16 protein-coding genes are annotated in these 21,050 nt (G+C 61.6%); 3 read left to right on the top strand and 13 right to left on the bottom strand.

Annotated elements, in window-relative coordinates:
* Positions 1-16: 16 nt before the first annotated feature.
* The 10 genes from I4W07_RS00455 to rpmE all read right to left on the bottom strand — a co-directional run bounded on the left by I4W07_RS00455 (position 17) and on the right by rpmE (position 13,579).
* A complete protein-coding gene (locus I4W07_RS00455) occupies positions 17-622 on the bottom strand; it encodes a recombinase family protein (RefSeq protein WP_055251867.1) in 606 nt (201 codons plus the stop codon).
* A gap of 177 nt (positions 623-799) precedes the next feature.
* Positions 800-2,935, bottom strand: coding sequence for a ribonuclease R family protein (locus I4W07_RS00460; protein WP_196025257.1), 2,136 nt, complete (start codon positions 2,933-2,935; stop codon positions 800-802).
* A gap of 190 nt (positions 2,936-3,125) precedes the next feature.
* The gene (gene ftsX, locus I4W07_RS00465) at positions 3,126-4,046 is read right to left on the bottom strand and encodes a permease-like cell division protein FtsX (RefSeq protein WP_117734382.1); all 921 of its coding nucleotides are present in this window, start codon (positions 4,044-4,046) and stop codon (positions 3,126-3,128) included.
* The gene (gene ftsE / locus I4W07_RS00470; RefSeq protein ID WP_271739717.1) at positions 4,033-5,253 is read right to left on the bottom strand and encodes a cell division ATP-binding protein FtsE; all 1,221 of its coding nucleotides are present in this window, start codon (positions 5,251-5,253) and stop codon (positions 4,033-4,035) included. The genes ftsX and ftsE overlap by 14 nt, the downstream gene beginning before the upstream one ends.
* Before the next feature lie 525 nt (positions 5,254-5,778).
* On the bottom strand, positions 5,779-6,720 hold the full coding sequence (locus tag I4W07_RS00475; protein WP_196025258.1) for a transketolase family protein: 942 nt from the start codon (positions 6,718-6,720) through the stop codon (positions 5,779-5,781).
* A 1-nt stretch (position 6,721) separates the two neighbouring features.
* A complete protein-coding gene (locus tag I4W07_RS00480) occupies positions 6,722-7,552 on the bottom strand; it encodes a transketolase (RefSeq protein ID WP_118079460.1) in 831 nt (276 codons plus the stop codon).
* Between the two features lie 246 nt (positions 7,553-7,798).
* The gene (locus I4W07_RS00485) at positions 7,799-8,689 is read right to left on the bottom strand and encodes a YitT family protein (RefSeq protein ID WP_118079458.1); all 891 of its coding nucleotides are present in this window, start codon (positions 8,687-8,689) and stop codon (positions 7,799-7,801) included.
* A gap of 167 nt (positions 8,690-8,856) precedes the next feature.
* Positions 8,857-10,005 (bottom strand): peptide chain release factor 2, encoded by a 1,149-nt coding sequence (prfB, locus tag I4W07_RS00490; RefSeq protein ID WP_118079456.1) that lies wholly within the window; start codon positions 10,003-10,005, stop codon positions 8,857-8,859.
* Positions 10,005-12,812 (bottom strand): preprotein translocase subunit SecA, encoded by a 2,808-nt coding sequence (secA, locus tag I4W07_RS00495; protein WP_196025259.1) that lies wholly within the window; start codon positions 12,810-12,812, stop codon positions 10,005-10,007. The genes prfB and secA overlap by 1 nt, the downstream gene beginning before the upstream one ends.
* A gap of 341 nt (positions 12,813-13,153) precedes the next feature.
* A complete protein-coding gene (gene rpmE / locus I4W07_RS00500) occupies positions 13,154-13,579 on the bottom strand; it encodes a 50S ribosomal protein L31 (protein WP_006235303.1) in 426 nt (141 codons plus the stop codon).
* Positions 13,580-13,905: 326 nt separating this feature from the next.
* Between rpmE and I4W07_RS00505 the strand changes: the two genes are divergently transcribed.
* From I4W07_RS00505 to I4W07_RS00515, 3 genes are all read left to right on the top strand, one after another.
* The gene (locus I4W07_RS00505) at positions 13,906-14,193 is read left to right on the top strand and encodes an ACT domain-containing protein (protein ID WP_006235289.1); all 288 of its coding nucleotides are present in this window, start codon (positions 13,906-13,908) and stop codon (positions 14,191-14,193) included.
* A 77-nt stretch (positions 14,194-14,270) separates the two neighbouring features.
* Positions 14,271-15,689: a citrate synthase gene (locus tag I4W07_RS00510; RefSeq protein WP_196025260.1), complete on the top strand. Its 1,419-nt coding sequence runs from the start codon at positions 14,271-14,273 to the stop codon at positions 15,687-15,689.
* Positions 15,690-15,776: 87 nt separating this feature from the next.
* A complete protein-coding gene (locus I4W07_RS00515; RefSeq protein WP_196025261.1) occupies positions 15,777-16,619 on the top strand; it encodes a Cof-type HAD-IIB family hydrolase in 843 nt (280 codons plus the stop codon).
* A 115-nt stretch (positions 16,620-16,734) separates the two neighbouring features.
* On the opposite strand, the gene I4W07_RS00520 is transcribed toward I4W07_RS00515, so the two are convergent.
* The 3 genes from I4W07_RS00520 to tyrS all read right to left on the bottom strand — a co-directional run bounded on the left by I4W07_RS00520 (position 16,735) and on the right by tyrS (position 20,966).
* A complete protein-coding gene (locus I4W07_RS00520; protein WP_196025262.1) occupies positions 16,735-17,529 on the bottom strand; it encodes a Cof-type HAD-IIB family hydrolase in 795 nt (264 codons plus the stop codon).
* Between the two features lie 126 nt (positions 17,530-17,655).
* Complete coding sequence (locus tag I4W07_RS00525) at positions 17,656-19,476, bottom strand: adenine deaminase (RefSeq protein ID WP_196025263.1); 1,821 nt, start codon at positions 19,474-19,476, stop codon at positions 17,656-17,658.
* A 278-nt stretch (positions 19,477-19,754) separates the two neighbouring features.
* Positions 19,755-20,966, bottom strand: coding sequence for a tyrosine--tRNA ligase (gene tyrS / locus I4W07_RS00530; RefSeq protein ID WP_196025264.1), 1,212 nt, complete (start codon positions 20,964-20,966; stop codon positions 19,755-19,757).
* Positions 20,967-21,050: the final 84 nt, after the last annotated feature.

Consider the following 21,050-nt stretch of genomic DNA (forward strand, 5'->3'; position numbering starts at 1 on the left):
AAAGCGACGCAAACCCCTACCCCGCCTCGCGCATCCAGCGATCAAACGTCCCCACGCACACGCCCAGGCATTTTGCTGCCTGGCTGCGGGTAATATCGCCTGCCTCATAGCTATCGCGCACTAGCTCAAACTGAGGAGGGCACGGCTTGCGAGGTCGACCGAAACGGACCCCTCGCGCCCGCGCCGCTGCAATTCCCTCCGCCTGGCGCCGATGGATATTCTCGCGTTCCACCTGCGCCACGTAGCTCAGCAGTTGCAGCACAATATCGACAATCAGGGTGTTGGTCACATCCGGCGCGCCGCTGGCCCTGACACGCGTGTCAAGCAATGGCATGTCCAACACCACAATGGCAACCCCGAGCTCCTTGGTAATGCGCCGCCATTCCTCAAGAATCTCGGAGTAATTACGACCAAGTCGGTCGATAGAAAGCACCACCAGCACGTCCCCGTCTCCCAGAACGTGCAGCAGCTCGCGATAACGCGGTCGATCGAAGTCCTTGCCGCTCGCATGGTCGGCATAAATATTCGCCGAGCCCACGCCATAGGCGCCCAGCGCATCCAGCTGCCGATTAAGATTCTGATCGCGCGAACTCACCCGCGCATAACCGTACACCGTCGCCATCTCATCCCCGCTTTCTTGTAAACCTGCCAAAAAGGGACAGGTTTATTTTGGTAGGTTCTACCTCTCAAATAGCAGGTAAGCGGACGGCCGAGCAGACGGCAAGGTAGCCACGATTCAAATGCGAAGGGCGGTCCCGAAAGGCCGCCCTCCGCTCCCCCACCATGAGTCGGGATTTGGCTAATGGATAAGCTTAAAGTCCAAGTGCCCACGCGTGGTATTGACGCGCGAGACCTCGATGATCACGCGCTGCCCCAGCTCGTAACGGGTGCCCGTGTCGGCACCCGTGAGCGTTAGCGCGTCCTCGTCGAACTCGAACCACTCGTTGCCCAGGCTCTTGATCGAAACCAAGCCTTCGACCTGCGTCAGGTCCAAGCGCACAAAGAGGCCCATGCTGCTAACCCACGAGACGGTTCCGGCATAGCGCTCGCCTAGACGGTCCTCATAGTACTGGGCAATCTTGATCTTTTGCGTCGCATGGCTGGCGGCATCTGCCGCGCGCTCGGCATCACTGCATGCGCGGCAGATCTGCGGCAGAATGCGCGGCAGCGACTCGCGTCCCTTGCCGATCAGCCGCGACGTACGGACCAAGGCGTCCTTGCCGCCGAGCTGCTCATAGGCCAACTGCAGCTTGAGTACGCGGTGCACCACCAGATCGGGGTAGCGACGGATGGGACTCGTAAAGTGGCAGTAGCACGGCGCGGCGAGCGCAAAGTGGCCCTCGTTGCGCGGCTTGTACAGCGCGCGCTGCATGCTGCGCAGAAGCAGCGTGTTGACGAGCGGTGCGTTTGCCGTACCGGCGGCAGCATCAACTGCAGCCTGCAGCTCATCGGGACTCCCCAGGGCAATACCGGCAGCACGGCGATCGTCGATGATGCCTAGCTGCGCCAGCGCAACGGCGGCACCGTGCAGGCTATCGGGGCTCGGATCCTCATGCACGCGATAGCAGGCCTCGATATCACGGTCTGCCAGCCACTCTGCAACGCACTCGTTGGCGAGCAGCATGGCTTCCTCGATAAGCGACGTGGCACACGAACGCTCACGCGCCACAATCTGCACGGGTACTCCGTCCTCATCCAACAGAGCACGAATCTCGGCCGTGTCAAAATCGACTGAGCCGCGGGCGCGACGAATACGACGGCGAAGTTCGGCGAGTTCGTTGGCGGCGACAAGGAAATCGCCGAGGTCAGCGTTGTAGCCGCGGGCAGTCTCCTCGCACGCAAGACCGCGCTCAAGCGCTTCCTCGCGCGAGGTCTCGGCAGCCGCAACATCCTCGGCCGCACCCTCCAGCACCGAATACTCAACCGCGCCGGCACGCACCAGCAGCGCCTCGGCGCCGTCATAGTCCATACGCACACGCGAGCGAATCACGCTGGGGTACGGATCGTAATGCCGCACGCGACCCTGCGCATCGAGCTCGATATCGACGGTAAACGCAAGACGGTCCTCGTCAGGGCGAAGCGAGCACAGGTCACAGGACAGGCGTTCGGGTAGCATGGGAAGCACGCGATCGGCCAGATACACCGATGTCGTACGATGACGAGCCTCAAGATCGATATGCCCGTCCCAAGCCACATAGTGTGAAACGTCGGCGATATGCACACCCAGCCTGTAGCCACCCTCGGGCGTGCGTTCCAACGAAACGGCATCGTCAAAGTCGCGTGCGTCGACCGGGTCGATCGTGATGACAAAGCGGTCGCGCAGATCGCGGCGGAGCGGGTCCTTAAGCGCCGCGGACACATCGAGCGAAAGCCCCTCGGCCTCGGCCAGCGCGGCCTCGGGATAGCTATCGGTATAGCCGTAACGCGCCATCACATATTGAACGCCCAAATCGGGCGCGTCATCTCCGCCAATGCGGCGTTCGATCGTCACGGTGCCCGATTCCAGGCGCGTCGGGTAGGTCAAAATGCGTGCGACAACGGCATCACCCGGGTGGACGCCCAGACGATCCGCCGAGGTATCCTCGGGCAAAATGAAGAAGTCGGCCTTCAGACGCGAATCGAGCGGCTCGATCACACCGAGCGGACCGGCGGTCTGGTACGTACCCACCACGCTTATGGCTGCGCGCTCAACCACGCCTTCGATCACGGCGCGCCGCTCACCGTGCGGGCTGTTCTTAATGCTCACGGCAACGGTATCGCCATCCATGATCTCGCGCTTACCGCGGCCCATGACCTTGTAGTCGCCATTCTCGGTTATGACATAGGCACTGTGCTCATGGAGCTGCACGCGCCCGGTCAGGCTCGGACGGCGTTCGCTGCGCACCGGCCCGCGCTTATTGCGAGCTCCACGCTTATGCTTGTTATTGCGCCCCATGGCGCCTCCTAACTATCGATTGCCGTTTACATCCCAAGAGTCTACCCAAATGATCCCTAGGGGACGAAGGAAAACGGATCACATAGATAGACCAGCGCCACGATGATCCGTTTCCTTCGTCCCCTAGGAATCAAAAAACGGGCCGCCCCATAAGAGACGACCCGTTGGAAGGGATGAATTCCAGGCATGCCTACACGCGCAGGTAGCGGCGCATGGCGATGGCAGAACCAAAGAGACCGATAATCACGCCGACCAGAATCAGCGCAGCATAGGTCACCAGGTAGTACTGCATCGGCAGGGCAAACGACATCCAGCCGATGCTCTCCTGCAGACGCGGAATCATCAGATTGCGCAGCAGCTCCAGAACGCCGATGGAAAGCAGCGAGCCCAAAATGGCCTGCAGCACGCCCTCGGTGATAAACGGGCCGCGAATGAAGCCGTTGCTGGCACCGACCAGACGCATAATCGCAATCTCACGACGACGCGCCGTGATGGACAGGCGAATCGTGTTGTTGATAAAGATGAACGCGATAAAGGTCAGCAGGCCGACGAGCACCACGGCGGCAATACGGATGTAGTTGGTCACCTGGAACAGGCGGCTTACTTCCTCCTGGCCATACAGTACGCTCGCGTTGACGTCGCCGTCGTCCGCGATCTTTTGGAAGTCGGCATTCTTCTTGAGCTTCTTGGCCGTGCTCTCGACCTGAGACGGATCGTCCATCTCAATCGCAAACGAGGCGGGCAGCGGGTTCTGGCCGTCGAGCGCGCTCATGGTGGCGTCGGCGTTACCCGACATCTTGCTCGTATACTCGGCCAGCGCGTCGTCCTTGTCCTTATAGGTCACGGACTTGACGTTGCTCCACGTCTTGAGCTCGGCCTCAAAAGCCTGAACATCGGCCTGATCGGCGTCATCACTAATGAACGCGTTGATGACAACCTGATCCTCGACGGTGCCGATCACGGAGTTCAGCATCGCGGAGCCCATGATGAACAGGCCGATGATAAACAGCGAAAGGAAGATCGTGATGACGGCGCCGAGCGAGGTAGTCCAGTTACGGAAGAAGTGGCTGATTGCCTCTTTGAAGGAGTAGCCCACGTTAGTTGGTGCCATAGTTGCCGTAACCTCCCCTCTCCTGGTCGCGGATAACGTGGCCGCCCTCGAGGGCGATCACGCGACGGTGCATGCTATCGACCATCTCGCGGTCGTGCGTGGCAACGATTACGGTGGTGCCGGTGCGGTTAATACGCTCGAGCAGCTTCATGATGCCCAGCGAGATCGCCGGGTCGAGGTTACCCGTGGGCTCGTCGCAGATCAGCAGCGGCGGGCGGTTGACCATAGCGCGGGCGACGGCAACGCGCTGCTGCTCGCCACCGGAAAGCTGGTCGGGCAGCGAGTCCATCTGATCGGCCAGGCCGACCAGACGCAGCACCTCGGGCACCTGGCTGCGAATGACGCCCTTGGGCTTGCCGATACACTGCAGGGCAAACGCCACGTTTTCGTAGGCGGTTTTTTGCGGCAGAAGCTTAAAGTCCTGGAACACGGCGCCAATCTGGCGGCGCAGGAACGGAACCTTGCGGTTCTTGATCTTCATGAGGTCCTGACCGGCAACCAGGATGCGACCGCTCGTCGGCTTGACGTCACGGTTGAGCGTCGACAGCAGCGTGGTCTTACCCGAGCCGGAGTGACCGACCAGGAAGACGAACTCGCCCGGATAGATCTCGATGTTGATGTCGTCGAGTGCAGGCTTGTTGGGCTGTGCCGGATAGATCTTGGTGACATGCTCCATAAGGATGACGGGCTCGACACCGGCCTGCTTGGCCATCTTCTTGCGGCTGGCCTGCGGATCGATGGGTGCAAACACCGACGTAAAATCGGGGTTGTTGAGCGCGTTATCGAGGCTTGCGACCTCGGCGGCCTGATCGCTCTCGACCACCGGGGCAGCAGGCTGCGTGGGGTCGGGAATAGCGGCAAAGAGACCGGACTGCGCAGACTGAGGAGCCGGCGTCGCAGGGGCCATGGGGTCGGGAATGCCGGCCATGGTAGGCTGCGGCGTGGCGGCGCCAGCCTGAGGCTGCTCCACGCGAGCGGTCACGGCCTGAACGGGCTCAAAACCCGCCGTGCCGGAAAGCGCGACATCGCTGGTTGGATTGTAGGCAAAGGGATCGGATGCCGGCTGTGCCTGATCTGCCGGCTGAGCGGGGGCCTGAGCAACAGGCTGGCCCTCTGAATCCGGAGTGGCGAAACGACTGCCCTGGACGCCTGCCTGCGTCTTGGGGGCATCATCGCCCGCACCGGAGGTACGGAAGTGGTTACCCACTGGTGCTCCTTATCGTCGTGCGTTTAAACTACATGAGCGCTTTGTATTTTAGCAGCATTAGCTTTGCTGCACATAAGAAGCATGGCGTGCTTAGGGATCCCGTCGGCCGGGCACAGGGTTACTCTCGAAATCGTCCTCGGACATGTCGGAGCCCCCGCTGCGCGCTTCGCGCGGCAGGGGCTCCTCCGTCCTGCGGAAAGATATGGAGAGTAACCCTGTACGCGGCCTGCGGCTACTAAGGGGCCGCCGCGTTTATCTTGGGGTGCTGCATATACAAAGTTGGAAGGGTCTGAATTGCACTTTGCCGATATATGCCCTTTTCCCTGATGGGACCGTGCTTGAGGGGCGTCTTCATAAGTTGCGGTGAAATAGGGACTGTTGAGCCTTTAAGCTTGCAAAACAGTCCTTATTTCACCGCAACTGAAACAGGGGCGCTCTCCAAGGGAGCGCCCCTGCCGGGTTTCCGTAGTACTGGCGAAGCAGTTTTATAGTTCTGGCGAAGCAGTCCTTGAGATCCGCCTTGCCTTATGCCAAGAACTCCTTGGTGGTCGCCACGATGTTGGCGGCGTCCAGGCCGTACCTGTGCAGGAGCTCGGCACCCGGGCCGGACTCGCCGAACGTGTCGTTGACGCCGATCTTCTTGAGCGGCGTCGGGCACTGCTCGCACAGGACATCGGCAACGGCGCTGCCCAGGCCACCGATCACGGAGTGCTCCTCGACGGTCACGACGTGGCCGGTCTTGGTGGCGCTCTTGACGATCAGGTCGGAGTCGATGGGCTTAATGGTGTGCATGTTGATGACCTCGGCGTCGATACCCTCGGCAGCAAGCTGCTCGGCAGCCTCGAGGGCCTCGCCGACCATCAGACCGCAGGCAATGATGGTAACGTCGGCGCCCTCGCGCATGATGATGCCCTTGCCCAGTTCAAACTTGTAGGTCTCGGGGTCATTAATGACCGGCGAGGCTAGACGGGCGAAGCGCATGTACACAGGGCCGTCGCACTCGTAGGCGGCGCGCGTCACGGCGCGGGCCTCGACATCGTCAGCGGGAACAATCACGGTCATGCCGGGGATGACGCGCATCAGGGCGATATCCTCGCAGCACTGGTGCGTGGCGCCGTCCTCGCCCACCGAGATACCGGCGTGCGTGGCACCGATCTTAACGTTAAGGTGCGGATAGCCGATGGAGTTGCGGACCTGCTCAAAGGCGCGGCCAGCAGCGAACATGGCAAAGCTGCTCGCGAAGGCAACGCGGCCGGTGGTCGCGATACCGGCGGCAACACCCATCAGGTTGCTCTCGGCAATGCCCACATCGAAAAAGCGGTCGGGGCGGACTGCCTTGAACTTGCCGGTCTGCGTGGCGGCGGCCAGGTCGGCGTCGAGGACCACAAAGTCATCGTGCTCGTTGGCGAGCTCGACGAGGGCCTCGCCGTAGCTTACGCGCGTGGCGATTTTCTTGACATCTGCCATCCTAGAGCTCCTCTCCGGCGGCCGTGAGCTCTGCCATGGCCTGCTCAAACTGTTCATCGTTGGGGGCCTTACCGTGCCAACCCACCTGGTTCTCCATAAAGGAGACGCCCTTGCCCTTTGTGGTCTCGGCGATAATGGCGGTCGGCTGACCCTTGGTGGCGCGAGCCTCGGCAAAAGCGGCGCGAATCTGATCGAAGTCGTTGCCGTCGGCGAGCTCCACCACATGGAACTTAAAGGCGCGGAACTTGTCGGCGAGCGGCATGGGGTCGTTGACCTCCTCGACGGGGCCATCGATCTGCAGACCGTTGTGGTCGACGATCACGCAGAGGTTGTCGAGCTGCTGGTTGCCGGCAAACATGGCGGCCTCCCAGACCTGGCCTTCCTCGCTCTCACCATCGCCCAGCAGGGCGTACGTGCGGTAAGTATCGCCCCAGTGCTTAGCGGCAACGGCCATGCCCACGGCGGCGGAAATGCCCTGGCCGAGCGAGCCAGTGGACATGTCGACGCCCGGGGTGTCGTTCATGTTAGGGTGACCCTGCAGGTGGCTGCCGATATGGCGCAGCGTCTCGAGGTCCTCCTTGGGGAAGAACCCGCGCTCGGCGAGCACGGCGTACAGGCCCGGAGCGCAATGACCCTTGGAAAGCACAAAGCGGTCGCGATCGGCCTTGCGGGGATCGGCCGGGTCGACGTTCATTTCCTCAAAGTACAGATAGGTCATGATGTCGGCAGCGCCGAGCGAACCGCCCGGATGGCCGGACTTGGCAGCGTGCACGCCGGTGACGATGCCCTTCCTTACCTCGTTGGCAACCTTTTTGAGCTCTTCGTCGCTCATTGTGCCTTCCTTTCATCCTCATTAGGCAAAATGCGCACGGCGCCGAAGGTAATCCCAACACAGCCGCAATGCACGTACGTCATTCATTATGCTGGAAACTGATGGCTTTACCAGAGTTTTTATCATTATTTGAACAATTTAGCAGGCAGAACCGCTGATGAAACGGTTTATCAATGTGAACGTCTTTTGGATGCGGTGTCTACCTCTCGCCCCGGCACAAAAATGATCCGCAAACCGAAATTCAGCCTACGCGTTAATATCCTTGAATCCCTCACCGAAGGCTTCCGTAACGTCGGCGACCGTCACAATTGCGCGAGGATCGCGCTCGCGCACGATCGTTTTGAGGGTGTTGAGCTCTCGACGGCTAACGATCACCATGATCACCGGCTTCTCGACGCCCGAATACATACCAGTCGCCTTTAATTTGGTGCAGCCGCGTCCCAGACCATACATGATGTCGGCCGCGATATCGGGAAAATTCTCCGAGATGATGAGTACCATACGGCGCTTATTGCCGCCATCGACCACAGCATCGATCACATAACCGCTAATGACCATCGAAAGGCCTGCATACAGCGCGTTTTCGACCGAGAATACCGGGGCCGAGAGCGCGCACACGGCAACGTCGATCGCCATGACGGTCGAGCCCACCGGCAGCGAGGTGTTACGCGAGATGATTTGGCCAATCGTGTCCGAGCCGCCGGTGTTGGCGCCGGCGCGCAACACCATGCCGTAACCGATGCCCGTGATAATGCCGCCCCACATAGCGGGAAGCATCAGGTCTGCATGTGCCAGAGGCGCTACAAACGGGGCAAACAGATCGGTAAAGAAGCCCAGCAGCACAAAGCCCGTCGCCGTCTGCACTACATAGAACATGCCGCCCTCGCGCATAACGATCAGCAGCAGCAAGGCATTCATCACGATGGTCTGGATACCGACAGGAAGCGACACGCCTCGCGCTGCGCCGACTGCCTGGATAATCGTCGCAAGGCCCGTAACGCCACCGGCTGCAAGACCGTTGGGAATCAAAAACAGGTCGGTCGCGATGGCGGCCAAGGCACACCCCAACATGATCTGGGGTAGATCGTGAAAGAAGTTCATCGAAAGAATGCGCTTGATGTCCAGACGATATGCCATGCTGCCTCCTTCAAAAAAGCGCACCCCATCGGATGCGCTTTGAACTTCTTCATGTATTCGATTCTACCGATCCGCCGGACAAAAACCACCCCTGTGCAGGGTATGTTCTGGATACAAAACCGCCCTGCTCGGAGGGCTTTAATCCATTTCCACATAAACCGAGCGGTTTAGGCAGACGGGGCCTCCGCGTCAGCGTTGCCGGTAGCCCAACGGTGATAGCCAATCACAAACGGATCCAGGTCGCCGTCGTCAAGAACCGCCTCGACGTTGCTGGTCTCCACGCCTGTGCGCAGGTCCTTAACCATCTGGTACGGGTAGAGCACGTAGCTGCGGATCTGGTTGCCAAAACCAATTGTGGTCTTGGGTCCGCGAATCTCATCCAGGGCCTCGGCGCGCTTTTCGAGCTCAATCTCGTACAGGCGCGCCTTGAGGATCTGCATGCACGCGGCCTTGTTTTGAATCTGGCTGCGCTCGTTTTGACACGTGACCACGATACCGCTGGGGAAATGCGTCACGCGCACGGCGGAGTCGGTGGTGTTGACGCCCTGGCCGCCCGGGCCGCTTGCATGGTACACGTCGACGCGAATGTCATCGGGACTAATCTCGATATCGATATCGTCGGGCAGTACCGGAATGACTTCGACGCCGGCAAACGTAGTCTGGCGGCGCTTCTTGTCGTCGGTGGGGCTAATGCGCACCAGGCGGTGAACACCGGCCTCGGCACGAAGCATGCCAAAGGCATCCTTGCCTTCGACGGTAAAGGTCGCGCGATCGATGCCGATAACCTCGGCCGCGGGGCAATCGTTGATGGTGACCTTCCAACCGCGGCGCTGGCAGTACTTCATGTACATCTTAAAGAGCATGAAGGTCCAGTCCTGGGCCTCCAAACCGCCCTGCCCGGGCTTGATGGTCACAATTGCGTCGCCGTGATCGAACTCGCCGGTAAACCAGCTCGCAAGCTCAAGCTCGTCGATGGCGCGGGAAAGCCGCTCCGCCGTGGCGGCAGCCTCCTCACGCAGCGCGGCAGCATCGGGGTCATCGCCCATTTCCTCGGCAAGCTCCAGCGCGGCGCGAGCATCGGAAAGCTCACCGCGCGCCGTATCCACGGCGGCGATGTCCTCCTTGGCGCGTGCAATCTCCTCCATCGTGGCGCGAGCGGCATCGGCATCGTCCCAAAAGCCCGGGGCGACGCTTTTGGCCTCGAGCTCCGCCACGCGGGCGCGCTTCTCGTCCAAATGGAGATACGACTCGACCTCGCCGAGTCGGTCCGCAAACGCGTCCAACTCGGCGGGAGTTACCTCTAGAGTCTCGGCCATTAACGATTCCTGCCGTGGCAGTACTTAAACTTCTTACCGCTACCGCAAGGGCACAGGTCGTTGCGGCCCACGTTGACATAGGGGTCATCGCTCTCGGACTTGCGATAGGTCGTCACCTTGCCACCGTTGTTAACGGCAGCCGGACCACCCTGGACGGCGGTGCGGGCCTGCACCTGAGCCTGCTTGCGCAGTACCGAATCGCTGTTGTCGCCATCGACCTCGGCGGGACCAGAGAAGCGCGCACCCTTAAGGGCGGGGTCCTCCTTGTGCTCCACAGCCTGCGGGGCAGCTTTGAGCTCAATGCGCAGAACAGTGCGCAGGTAATCCTCGTACATGGTATCGACGAGTATCTGGAACGCACCGTAGGCCTCGGTCTTGTACTCAACCAGCGGGTCGCGCTGGCCAAAGCCGCGCAGGCCGATACCGGTCTTGAGGTAGTCCATTTCCTGCAGGTAGTTCATCCAACGCGTATCGATGACGCGCAGCATGACCTGGGTATTGAGCTCGCGCATCAGGTCCTCGCCCAGACGCTCGGCCTTCATGTTGTAGCACTTCTCAACATAAGCCAAGACATCGGCGGCCAGGGCCTCAAAGTCCTCGTCGGGGAACTGAGGGGTATCGATATGCCCGGTCAGCTCGACGACCCATTTGCGCAGACCCTCAAGATCGCGCTCGCCCTCGTGGCTGTCCTTGGTGCAGAACTCCTGAACACAGCGGTACACGGTATCGTGCATGACCTCGGTGATGTGGTCGGTCAGGTCCTTGCCGTCCAGAATCTTGTTGCGCTCGGCGTAGATGACCTGGCGCTGCTTGTTCATGACGTCGTCGTACTCAAGAACGCTCTTACGCATGGAGAAGTTGATGCTCTCGACCTTGTGCTGGGCATTCTCGACGGCCTTGGAAATGATCTTGTGCTGGATGGGCATGTCGTCGCCCATGTCGGCCGTGACCATCATCTTGGAGACGCGGTCCATCCTGTCGCCGCCGAACAGGCGCATGAGGTCATCCTCGAGTGACAGGTAGAACTGGGTCTCGCCCGGATCGCCCTGACGACCGGAACGGCCACGCAGCTGGTTGTCGATACGGCGGGACTCATGGCGCTCGGTGCCGATAACGGTCAGGCCGCCGGCGGCAAGCACGCGCTCGCGCTCGGCCTTGCAGGTCTCCTTGGCCTCGGCGTTAAACTGCTCGAGCTGCTCGGGCGTCACGTCCTCCATGGTCAGGCCCTCGTGCTCCAGGCGCTCGCGCACCAGCTCGTCGGGGTTGCCGCCCAGCAAGATGTCTGTACCACGGCCGGCCATGTTGGTAGCGATGGTCACGGCGCCATAGCGACCAGCCTGGGCCACGATATGGGCCTCGCGCTCGTGGTGCTTGGCGTTGAGGACCTCGTGCGCGATACCGCGCTTAGTGAGGGCGGCGGACAGTTTCTCGGAGCTCTCGATGGAGACGGTGCCCACCAGGACCGGCTGGCCCTTGGCGTGACGACGCTCAACGTCGTCGGCAACGGCGTTGTACTTGGCCTGGATGGTGCGGTAGACCAGGTCCTCGTGGTCAACACGCTGCACGGGCTTGTTGGGGGGAATGACCTCGACGGGCAGCTTGTAGATCTCGCGGAACTCGGCGTCCTCGGTGAGCGCCGTACCGGTCATGCCGGAGAGCTTATCATACAGGCGGAAGTAGTTCTGCAGGGTGATGGTGGCAAGGGTCTGGTTCTCCTCGCGCACGAGCACGCCCTCTTTGGCCTCGATGGCCTGGTGCAGGCCCTCGGAATAGCGGCGGCCTTCCATGATACGACCGGTGAACTCGTCGACGATCTTGACCTCGCCGTTGGTGACCACGTACTGCTTGTCTCGGTGGAACATGTACTGGGCCTTCAGCGCCTGCTGCAGGTGGTTGACCAGCTGGCCGGAGAGATCGGCATAGATGTCATCGATACCCAGGCGGCGCTCAATCTTCTTAAGGCCGCGCTCGGTGGCGGCGATGGTGTGCTTGGCCTCGTCCATGACGAAGTCGCCCGTGGGCTCCACGTCCTCGGTGGCGGTGAGCATGTCGTGCGAGACGTCCTCACCGCGCTCAAGGCCGCGCACGGCGCGCGCGAAGTCCTTGTAAGTGCTGGCGGACTTGGTGCCGGCGCCCGAGATGATGAGCGGCGTTCTGGCCTCGTCGATCAGGATGGAGTCGACCTCGTCGACGATGGCGTAGTTGTGGCCGCGCTGAACACGCTGCTCGGGGCGGGTAACCATGTTGTCGCGCAGATAATCGAAACCGAACTCGGAGTTGGTGCCGTACGTGACGTCGGCCTGGTAGGCCGGGCGCTTAAGCTCGAGCGGCATGTTGTTCTGCAGCAGGCCGACGGTCATGCCCAGGTACTTGTAGATACGGCCCATCCACTCGGAGTCGCGCTTGGCCAAGTAGTCGTTGACGGTGACGACGTGCACGCCCTTACCGGCGATAGCGTTGAGATAGCCGGCCAGCGTGGAGACGAGGGTCTTGCCTTCGCCGGTCTTCATCTCGGCGATGTGGCCCTCGTGCAGCGCCATGGCGCCGATGAGCTGTACATCAAAGTGACGCATGCCCATGGTGCGCTTGGAAGCTTCGCGCACGGTGGCAAAGGCCTCGGGGAGCATGTCGTCGAGCGACTCGCCGTTGGCGTAGCGCTCACGGAACTTATCGGTCTGGGCGCGGAGCTCCTCCTCGGTCATCTTCTCAAACTGGGGCTCAAGACCGTTGATCTTGTCGACGATCTTGTAGTAGCGCTTCAGGTCCTTATCAGATCCAAAGGACAGCAACTTTGACATGAATCCCATGTGGTTTTCCTTTTTGGCCATCGCCCGCGGCATGAAACCTTGGACGAGTTAAACACAGATATTTGTACTTTAGCCAAACAAGGCGTCGCCTATGCGGTCGACACGCTCGACCACGTAATAACTACGACCAACCTGCTAAAAAGAGACTGGTTTATTTTGGCAGCTTTTATCTTGGAAAACGCCGTCTCTCTGCCATTTGGTGCAAACCAACCTGTTCCCTTCGCACCAACCTGGTGCAATGGGGACAGGTTGGTTTGCACCAATAAAAAGATAAGGGCCGCGCACCCAAATGGATGCGCGGCCCTTTTGCCATGAATGCGAGTGTTTCCGCGGCGAGCTATTTACTCAGCAGCCTCGGTGGTCTCGGCCTCGGCAGCGGCCTCCTCGACGGGAGCCTCTGCGGGAGCCTCGGCGGCCTGCTTGGCAGCCTCCTCGGCAAACTTAGCAGCACGCTTGGCCTTCTCGGCAGCCTTGGCCTCAGCGGCGGCCTTGCGAGCGGCCTCGGCCTCAGCAGCCTTGGCAGCCTTGGCAGCCTTGGCCTCCTCGGCCTTCTTGAGCTGGGCGGCAGCGGCGCCACCGAACTTGTCGGCGAAGCGCTGGACGCGTCCACCGGTGTCGACGAACTTCTGCTGGCCGGTGTAGAACGGGTGGCACTCGTTGCAAAGCTCAACCTTCATCTCGGACACGGTAGCGTGCGTCTTGAAGGTGTTGCCGCAGGAGCACGTCACCGTGCACTCGACATACTGGGGATGGATACCCTGCTTCATGGTAGGACTCCTTATTGGTCAGGCGCTGGTTACCGATCAGCGCATAAGGCGTCTTGGTTTCCGACCAAGACAACAAACTCGGCTATGGTACCACGGCGCCGCGTGTCCCACAAAAGGTTCACGGTCTTTGCGTTGTGCATCGCGCCCAAGGCACGGCAGACGACACGACGAATCGCGGCAAACGGGCGCCTTTGCCCCTTCTCCCATGTTGCAGACGTGTAACGCCGCAGCAAAGGTGCCCTTTTTTGCGCCAGACAGGTACAATGATGAACACTGTACCGTAGCGGAGCGTCCCCGCGCGCCGCCAACACGCGAAAGGGTTTCCCATGGCCGAGATCTCGTCCTCCCGCATCGTCATCACCGTCCTTGGCAAGAACCGCCCCGGTATCGTCGCCGGCGTCACCCGTGTTCTGGGCGAGGCCAACGTCGACATCCGCGACATCACGCAGTCCATTATCGAGGACATCTTCACCATGACCATGCTGGCCGACACCGCCGAGTCCAAGCTCGACTTCGCCGAGCTGCAGAAGGCCCTGGCCGAGGCCGGCGAGCTTTCGGGCGTCAACGTGTCCATTCAGCGCGAGGACGTCTTTAACTTTATGTACCGCCTGTAGCGAACAAGCCGCTCGGGGCAGCTTGACGTCATATCGTCCAAGCGCGCGGCCCCAAAGCGGACCGGAGAGGAGCGCGCATGGCCTACGACGCCAAGAAAATCTACTACCGCTTCGACGATCACCTGAGCCGCCTGGTTCTGGATTACGAGGCGAGCCGTCAGATTTCGCCCGAAAGCGAAAACCTCTACCACGGCCTGCCGACCGCCCCGTACGACGAGGACCTGTTCGTAGAGCACAACGTCAAGCGCGGCCTGCGCAATGCCGACGGCTCGGGCGTGGTCGCGGGTCTCACCCGTATCTCGGATGTGCATGGCTACAACAAGGTCGACGGAAAGGTCGTGCCCGATCAGGGCAAACTCACGCTTCGTGGCTACAGCATCGAGGACCTGGTCAACAACGCCCAGGCCGAGGATCGCTATGGCTACGAAGAGGTCGCCTACCTGCTCATCACGGGCTCACTGCCCACCAAAGAGGAGCTCGACGGTTTTTGCGGACGCCTGGGTGCTTTTAGGCATCTGAGCGACGAATACGTCCGCGAGTTCCCCATGACCACGGTGTCGTCGAGCATCATGAATGTGCTTCAGCGCGCCGTGCTGCTGCTCTACGCCTTCGACGCCGAGCCCGACGCCATTACACCCGAGCACGAAATCGACGTCGCCATCTCCATGCTCGCCCGTCTCCCCCGCATCGCCGCCTTCGCGCATATGGCCTCGGTCGCCAAGCGCCGCGGCTCCGAGGTTCATGTCCCGCACCCCACACCCGGCCTCTCCACCGCCGAGACCATCCTGCAGGTGTTGCGCGGCGGCATGGCATTCACCCGCGACGAAGCCATGCTGCTCGACGTGATGCTCATGCTGCATGCAGAGCACGGCGGCGGCAACAACTCCACGTTTGCCTGCCGCGTGCTGTCCTCCTCGGCCACCGACCCGTATTCCGCCTACGCCGCGGCCATCGGCTCGCTCAAGGGCCCGCGCCACGGCGGCGCCAACGCCAAGGTCGTGTCCATGCACGAGGACATCCGTGCGCATGTCTCCAACTGGGAGGACGAGGACGAGGTCGCAGCCTACCTGAGCAAGATTCTCGATAAGCAGGCCTTCGACGGCACGGGCCTCATCTACGGCATGGGCCACGCCGTCTACACGCTGAGCGACCCGCGCGCCGAGGTCTGCCGCCGTTACGCGCGCTCGCTTGCCGCCAAGAAGGACTTGGGCGAGGAGTTCGCGCTCATCGAGCGCATCGAGCGCCTGGCCCCGCAGGTGATGCGCGACCACGGCATGACCAAGCCCATCTGCGCCAACATCGACCTGTACACGGGCTTTATTTACAAAATGCTCGGCGTGCCCGAGACGCTCTTTACACCGCTGTTCGCCGTCGCCCGCACGGCCGGCTGGTCGGCGCACCGCATGGAAGAGCTCTTCTGCGCGCACCGCATCATCCGTCCCGCGTATCGCCCGGTTATCGAGCCGCTGGAATACAAGCCGCTCGCCGATCGCTAGGACGCGGACCGTTATAGAACCCGAGCGTGGCCAGGGCATCACCGCCCTCGGCCACGCTTTTTATGCCAGTAGAAAGGATCGCAGCGAATGATTGTGTTTTCCGATATGGATGGAACGCTGCTGACGAGTGATAAGCAGATGAGCGACGCCGCCTGGGCGATGCTCGACGAGCTTGCGAGACGCGGTATTGAGTTTGTGCCCTGCACGGGGCGCCCGCTGTCGGGCGTCTTTGAGCCCATCCTCGCCCACCCCGCCGTACACTACGCGGTCTGCGCCAACGGCGCCAGCGTCTGGCAGCTCGACGACGGTATGCCCACCGATACCTCACGTGCTACGCGCATTTTGAGCCGACCGCTCGACCGCGCCATCGCCCACCGTGTCCATAGCATTGCCGCCGGCCATGACGTCACCTTCGATATCTTCGCGGACGGGCAGTGCTTCCTCCCCCGCTCGCTCTACACGCGCCTAGACGAGTTCTGTGGCGGCGACCCGCACATCGCGGCTTCGCTCAAGCGCACACGAACACCGATCGACATGGATATCGACAGCAAGATCGACGAGGTCGAGACACTCGAACGCATCGCCATGTACTGGCACGACCCGGCCGATCGCGACGCCATCGCGGCTGCGCTTGATTCGCTCGGCGGGATCGAGGTCACGCGTTCGTACGCCATGAATATCGAGGTCATGGGCGAGGGCGCTACCAAGGGAACGGCCCTCACTTGGCTATGCGAGCACCTGGGCGAGCGTCTCGCCGACGCCTGGGCCTTTGGCGACAACATCAACGACATCCCCATGCTGCAGGCGGCGGGCCACGGCATGGCCATGATCAACGCCGAGCCCGAGGACCGCGAGGCCGCTGACGCCATCACCGAGTTCGACAACGACCACGACGGCGTCGCCCACGCCATCATGGCTGCCCTCGCCTAGCAGCAGCAACCCGGCAGGGTAGCTAATTTGGGACGGGGCTATTTTAGCTACCCACGGAAAACCGCAAGGACTGTCCCCGGCTGCCGGCAGAAAAGGAACGTCCCCAACTGCCGGATTAGGCGAGGCTCTCCAGCACGCGACGGAGCTCCTGTTGGACGGCATGGTCGCGGTTACGACCCACCACGCGATCGGCAACGGCCTTGAGCGCGGGGCGCGCGTTTTCCATCGCGCAGCCCGTGCCGACAAAGCGAATGATCTCATAGTCGTTCATCGAGTCGCCAAACGCCATGACCTCGTCGCGCCCAATGCCGTAATGCTCCGCAAGCTGCGCGATGCCCGAGGCCTTCGACACGCCGGGCTGCATGGCGTCGATCCACGCGTTTCCAGAAGGCGCAAAGGTAAAGAGCTGACCGAGCTCGCGCTGTAGCACGTAGGCACTGTCCATAACGGCACCGTCGTCGCAAAAGATGCTCGCCTTGATGATATTTACGCTGGGATCGGGCAGCTCCCAAATACGCTCGGCATTGGGAAGGTCCTTATCGACCTCACACACGAACTTGCACTCGTCATCGAGCAAAAAGGACTTGATTCGGTCAAAGAGTGCAAGATGCAGATTGGGAAACGTCGCGACGGCCTGGGCGAGCTTTCGAATCGCCAGGTGCGAATATACCTCGCGGTCTACCATTTTGCCGTCGGCGTAGACCTGGGCACCGTTAGCTGCGACAAAGTCCATCTTGTCGCGAACGGGCGCAAAGAACTCGCACAGGCGATCGTAGCGGCGACCTGACGATGCGGCAAAATGCACGCCATGCTCGTGTAGCGCCAGAATCAGTTCGTAGGTCTCGGGAGGCACCTGGCTGTTTTCGTCAAGCAACGTGCCGTCCATATCGGATGCAATCAGTTTAAACATGGAAAAGCTCCCTTCGGGCTTGTTGGAATCGAACGTGTATCCAATTCCAACGTACCCAAAGGGAGCTCAAATAAGACCCCGCAGTCATAAACGTTACAACTAGTCGTTTAAGTGCATCCCCGATGACTAGTCGGCATAGGTGAAGGTGGTGACGTCGAACATGCCCTCGGGGCGGATGCGGAGCGTCGGGATAACCGGCAGGGGCAGGAAGATGATGCCCATGATGGGGTCGAGCGGCGGCTCGATGCCCATGGCGCGCGCCTTGACCATAAAGTCGTCGTGCTGCGCGGCGACATCCTCGGCCGTGCCTTCGCTCATCAGGCCGCCGAGCGCCAGCGGGATGCGCGCCACGACCTCGCCGTTGCGCACCAGTACGTGACCGCCCTGGCCCACGGCCTCGACGGCAGCCATCATATCGGCGGCATTGTCGCCCACCACGCATACGTTGTGCGAGTCGTGACCGATCGTCGAGGCGATGGCACCGCCTGTGATGGTGAAGCCACGCACCCAGCCGCGACCGATATGCTTGCCGACAAGACCCAGGCCCGCAGGACCATCACCGTCGGCGCCCTCGGCCTGCAGCGACACGCCGCGGCCATGGCGCTCGATCAGCATAATGCGGCGCAGGCCCTCGGCACTCTCGGGGCGAACCATACCCGTGATGGCCTTACCCGGCACCACGTCGATCACGGCCTCGCCCGGCTTAAAGGCATAGTCGAACACGTCGAGCGAAAGCTTCGGCAGCTTAACGGAGGCGCGCAGCTCGTCGGCAAGGGCCGCAACCTCGGCCATCTCGGGTGCAATCTCGCCCACAAAGGTACCGTCCTGCGCCACCAGGGCACCGGCGGCATATACGCGATGCGGAGCCGTGGCAAACGTCAGGTCATTGAGCACCAGCAGGTCGGCACGCTTGCCCGGGGCGATGGCGCCGCGGAGCTCGTGCGGGTCGCGGCAGCCGTGATCCAGGCCAAATGCTTCAGCCGTGGAAAGGGACGCCATGGAGATGGCGACCACCGGGTCGATGCCGGCCTCGATAGCCACGCGGCAGGCATTGTCGATCATGCCGGTCGAAAGCGCGTCGGAAGGGGCGCGGTCGTCGGTCGCAAAGCAGCAGCGGCGGGCACGGGCGGGGTTTTCCAGCAGCATCGGCGACAGGTTGGCCAGGTCATGGCTGCACGTACCCTCGCGCAGCATCACGTACATGCCGCGAGACAGCTTGTCGAGCGCCTCCTCGGGAATCGTCGACTCATGGTCAGCGATAATACCTGCTGCGGCATAGGCGTTGAGGTCCTTGCCGGCGACAAGTGGCGCATGGCCGTCGACTTGCTTGGACGGCGTCTGGTTAGCAGCGTCGATACGAGCGCAGGTCTCGGGATCGGCCATAAAGACGCCCGGCAGGTTCATCATCTCGCCCAGGCCAAAGACATCGCCCGGATGCTCGGCAAAAAACGCCTGCATATCGGCGGCGGTAATGACGGCACCGGCCTGCTCATCGGGCAGCGCGGGCACGCACGAGGGCATCATGTACTTGATGGAAATGGGGGCGCGACGGCCGTCCTCGATCATAAAGCGCAGGCCGTCCAGGCCGGAAACGTTGGCGATCTCGTGGCTGTCGGCGATGGCAGTGGTGGTGCCGCGCGTCGCCGCCATGCGCGCATACTCGGCGGGACGGATGTTCGAGGACTCGATATGCAGATGTCCGTCGATAAAGCCGGGGGCGATATAGCGACCCTGGCAGTCGATAACCTCGGTCGCCTCGTAGGCGCCGGCGGCATCGTCGCGACCGTCGTAGAGCACGCCGACGATCACACCGTCCTTGACGGCAACGCTACCGGGCGCCACACGCTGGCCATACACGTCGACGATCTGCGCATTGGTAAACAGCGTGTCGACGGGCACGCGGCCCTCGGCGGCCTCGATCACAGTCCTCATGACCTCAACGGACATACATACTCCTTTAACCGTAGAAAAAAGCTGCGGAGCGGACATGCCTTCACCGCAGCAAACCAATAGCCATTGTATGCCCAAAAGGAGGCCGCCGATAACACCCCTTCCGCTTAACGGCACTGCCAAATGATCCCTTGGGGACGGAGGAAAACGGATCACCGGGCCAAACCGACCCCCTCGGTGATCCGTTTTCCTCCGTCCCCAAGGGATCATCTAAAAAGGCCGCAGTCGGGAATCCCGGCTGCGGCCCTATTGCACATGTTAGGTTGACCTACTTGCTAGACCAACTTAAAGCCCTTGCGCTTGCCCACGGAGAGGGTGTCGCCCAGCTTGAGGGCGCTGGGGTCGATGTTGTAGCTCTTGGGAGCCACGGCCTTGCCATTGATCTTGACGCCGCCGCCGTCGATGTCGCGACGGGCCTGGCCGGCGCTGGCCGAAAGGCCCAGGTCCTTGAGCAGACCGGCGAGGTAGATCTGGCCCTCGTCGTTAACAGTCAGCTCAACATGCTTCTCGGGGAAGTCGGCGAGCTGGCCCTCCTTGAACACGCGGTCGAACTCGGCCTGAGCCTCGTCGCCGGCACCGGCGCCGTGGTAGGTGTCGCACAGGTCGCGGCCCAGAGCGCGCTTGAGCTCATAGGGATCGGCGGAGCCGTCGGCCAGGGCAGCGTCGATCTTGTCGACCTCGGCCGGGGTGAGCGAGCTCGCCAGGCGGTAGTACTTGCCGATCATCTCGTCGGGGATGGACATGGTCTTGCCGAACATATCCTTGGGCGCGTCGGTCAGGCCGATGTAGTTACCGTAGGACTTGGACATCTTACGGACGCCATCGGTGCCCTCGAGCAACGGCATGGTGAGCGCGATCTGGGGCTCCATGCCCATCTTCTCCATGAGCTCACGGCCGGCGAGCAGGTTGAAGAGCTGATCGGTGCCGCCCATTTCCACGTCGGCCTTGATCTGCACGGAGTCGTAAGCCTGCATCACGGGATACAGGAACTCATGCAGGGCGATCGGCGTCTGGGACTGGTAGCGCTTGGTAAAGTCGTCGCGCTCGAGAATACGGGCGACGGTGAACTTGGAGCACACCTGCAGCAGGCCGGCCAGATCCATCGACAAGATCCAGTCGCCGTTGTGCACGATGGTGGTCTTCTCGGGATCCAGGATCTTCATGGCCTGGCTCACGTAGGTCTCGGCGTTGGCCTCGATCTGCTCCTGCGAAAGCTGCGGGCGGGTGGAGTTCTTGCCCGAAGGATCGCCAATCAGCGCGGTACCGTTGCCGATGATGAGGGTGACGTTGTGGCCCAGGTCCTGGAACTGACGCATCTTGCGCAGCGGCACGGCGTGGCCCAGGTGCAGGTCGGGGCTGGTGGGATCGACGCCGAGCTTGATGTTGAGGGGCTCGCCCTTCTCAAGCTTCTTGCGAAGGTCGGCCTCGGGGACGATCTGCGCGGCGCCCGAGGTGATGATACGCATTTGCTCGTCAACAGACAGCATTGGGTATCCTCCTTTTGCTATAGCACCCTCGCCGAAAACGGCGGTGCTGGAAGTCCATAAACTCTCTTATGATAACAAACTGAC

Source organism: Collinsella aerofaciens, from assembly GCF_015670745.1.
In the GTDB taxonomy this organism is placed as follows: Bacteria; Actinomycetota; Coriobacteriia; order Coriobacteriales; family Coriobacteriaceae; genus Collinsella; species Collinsella aerofaciens_T.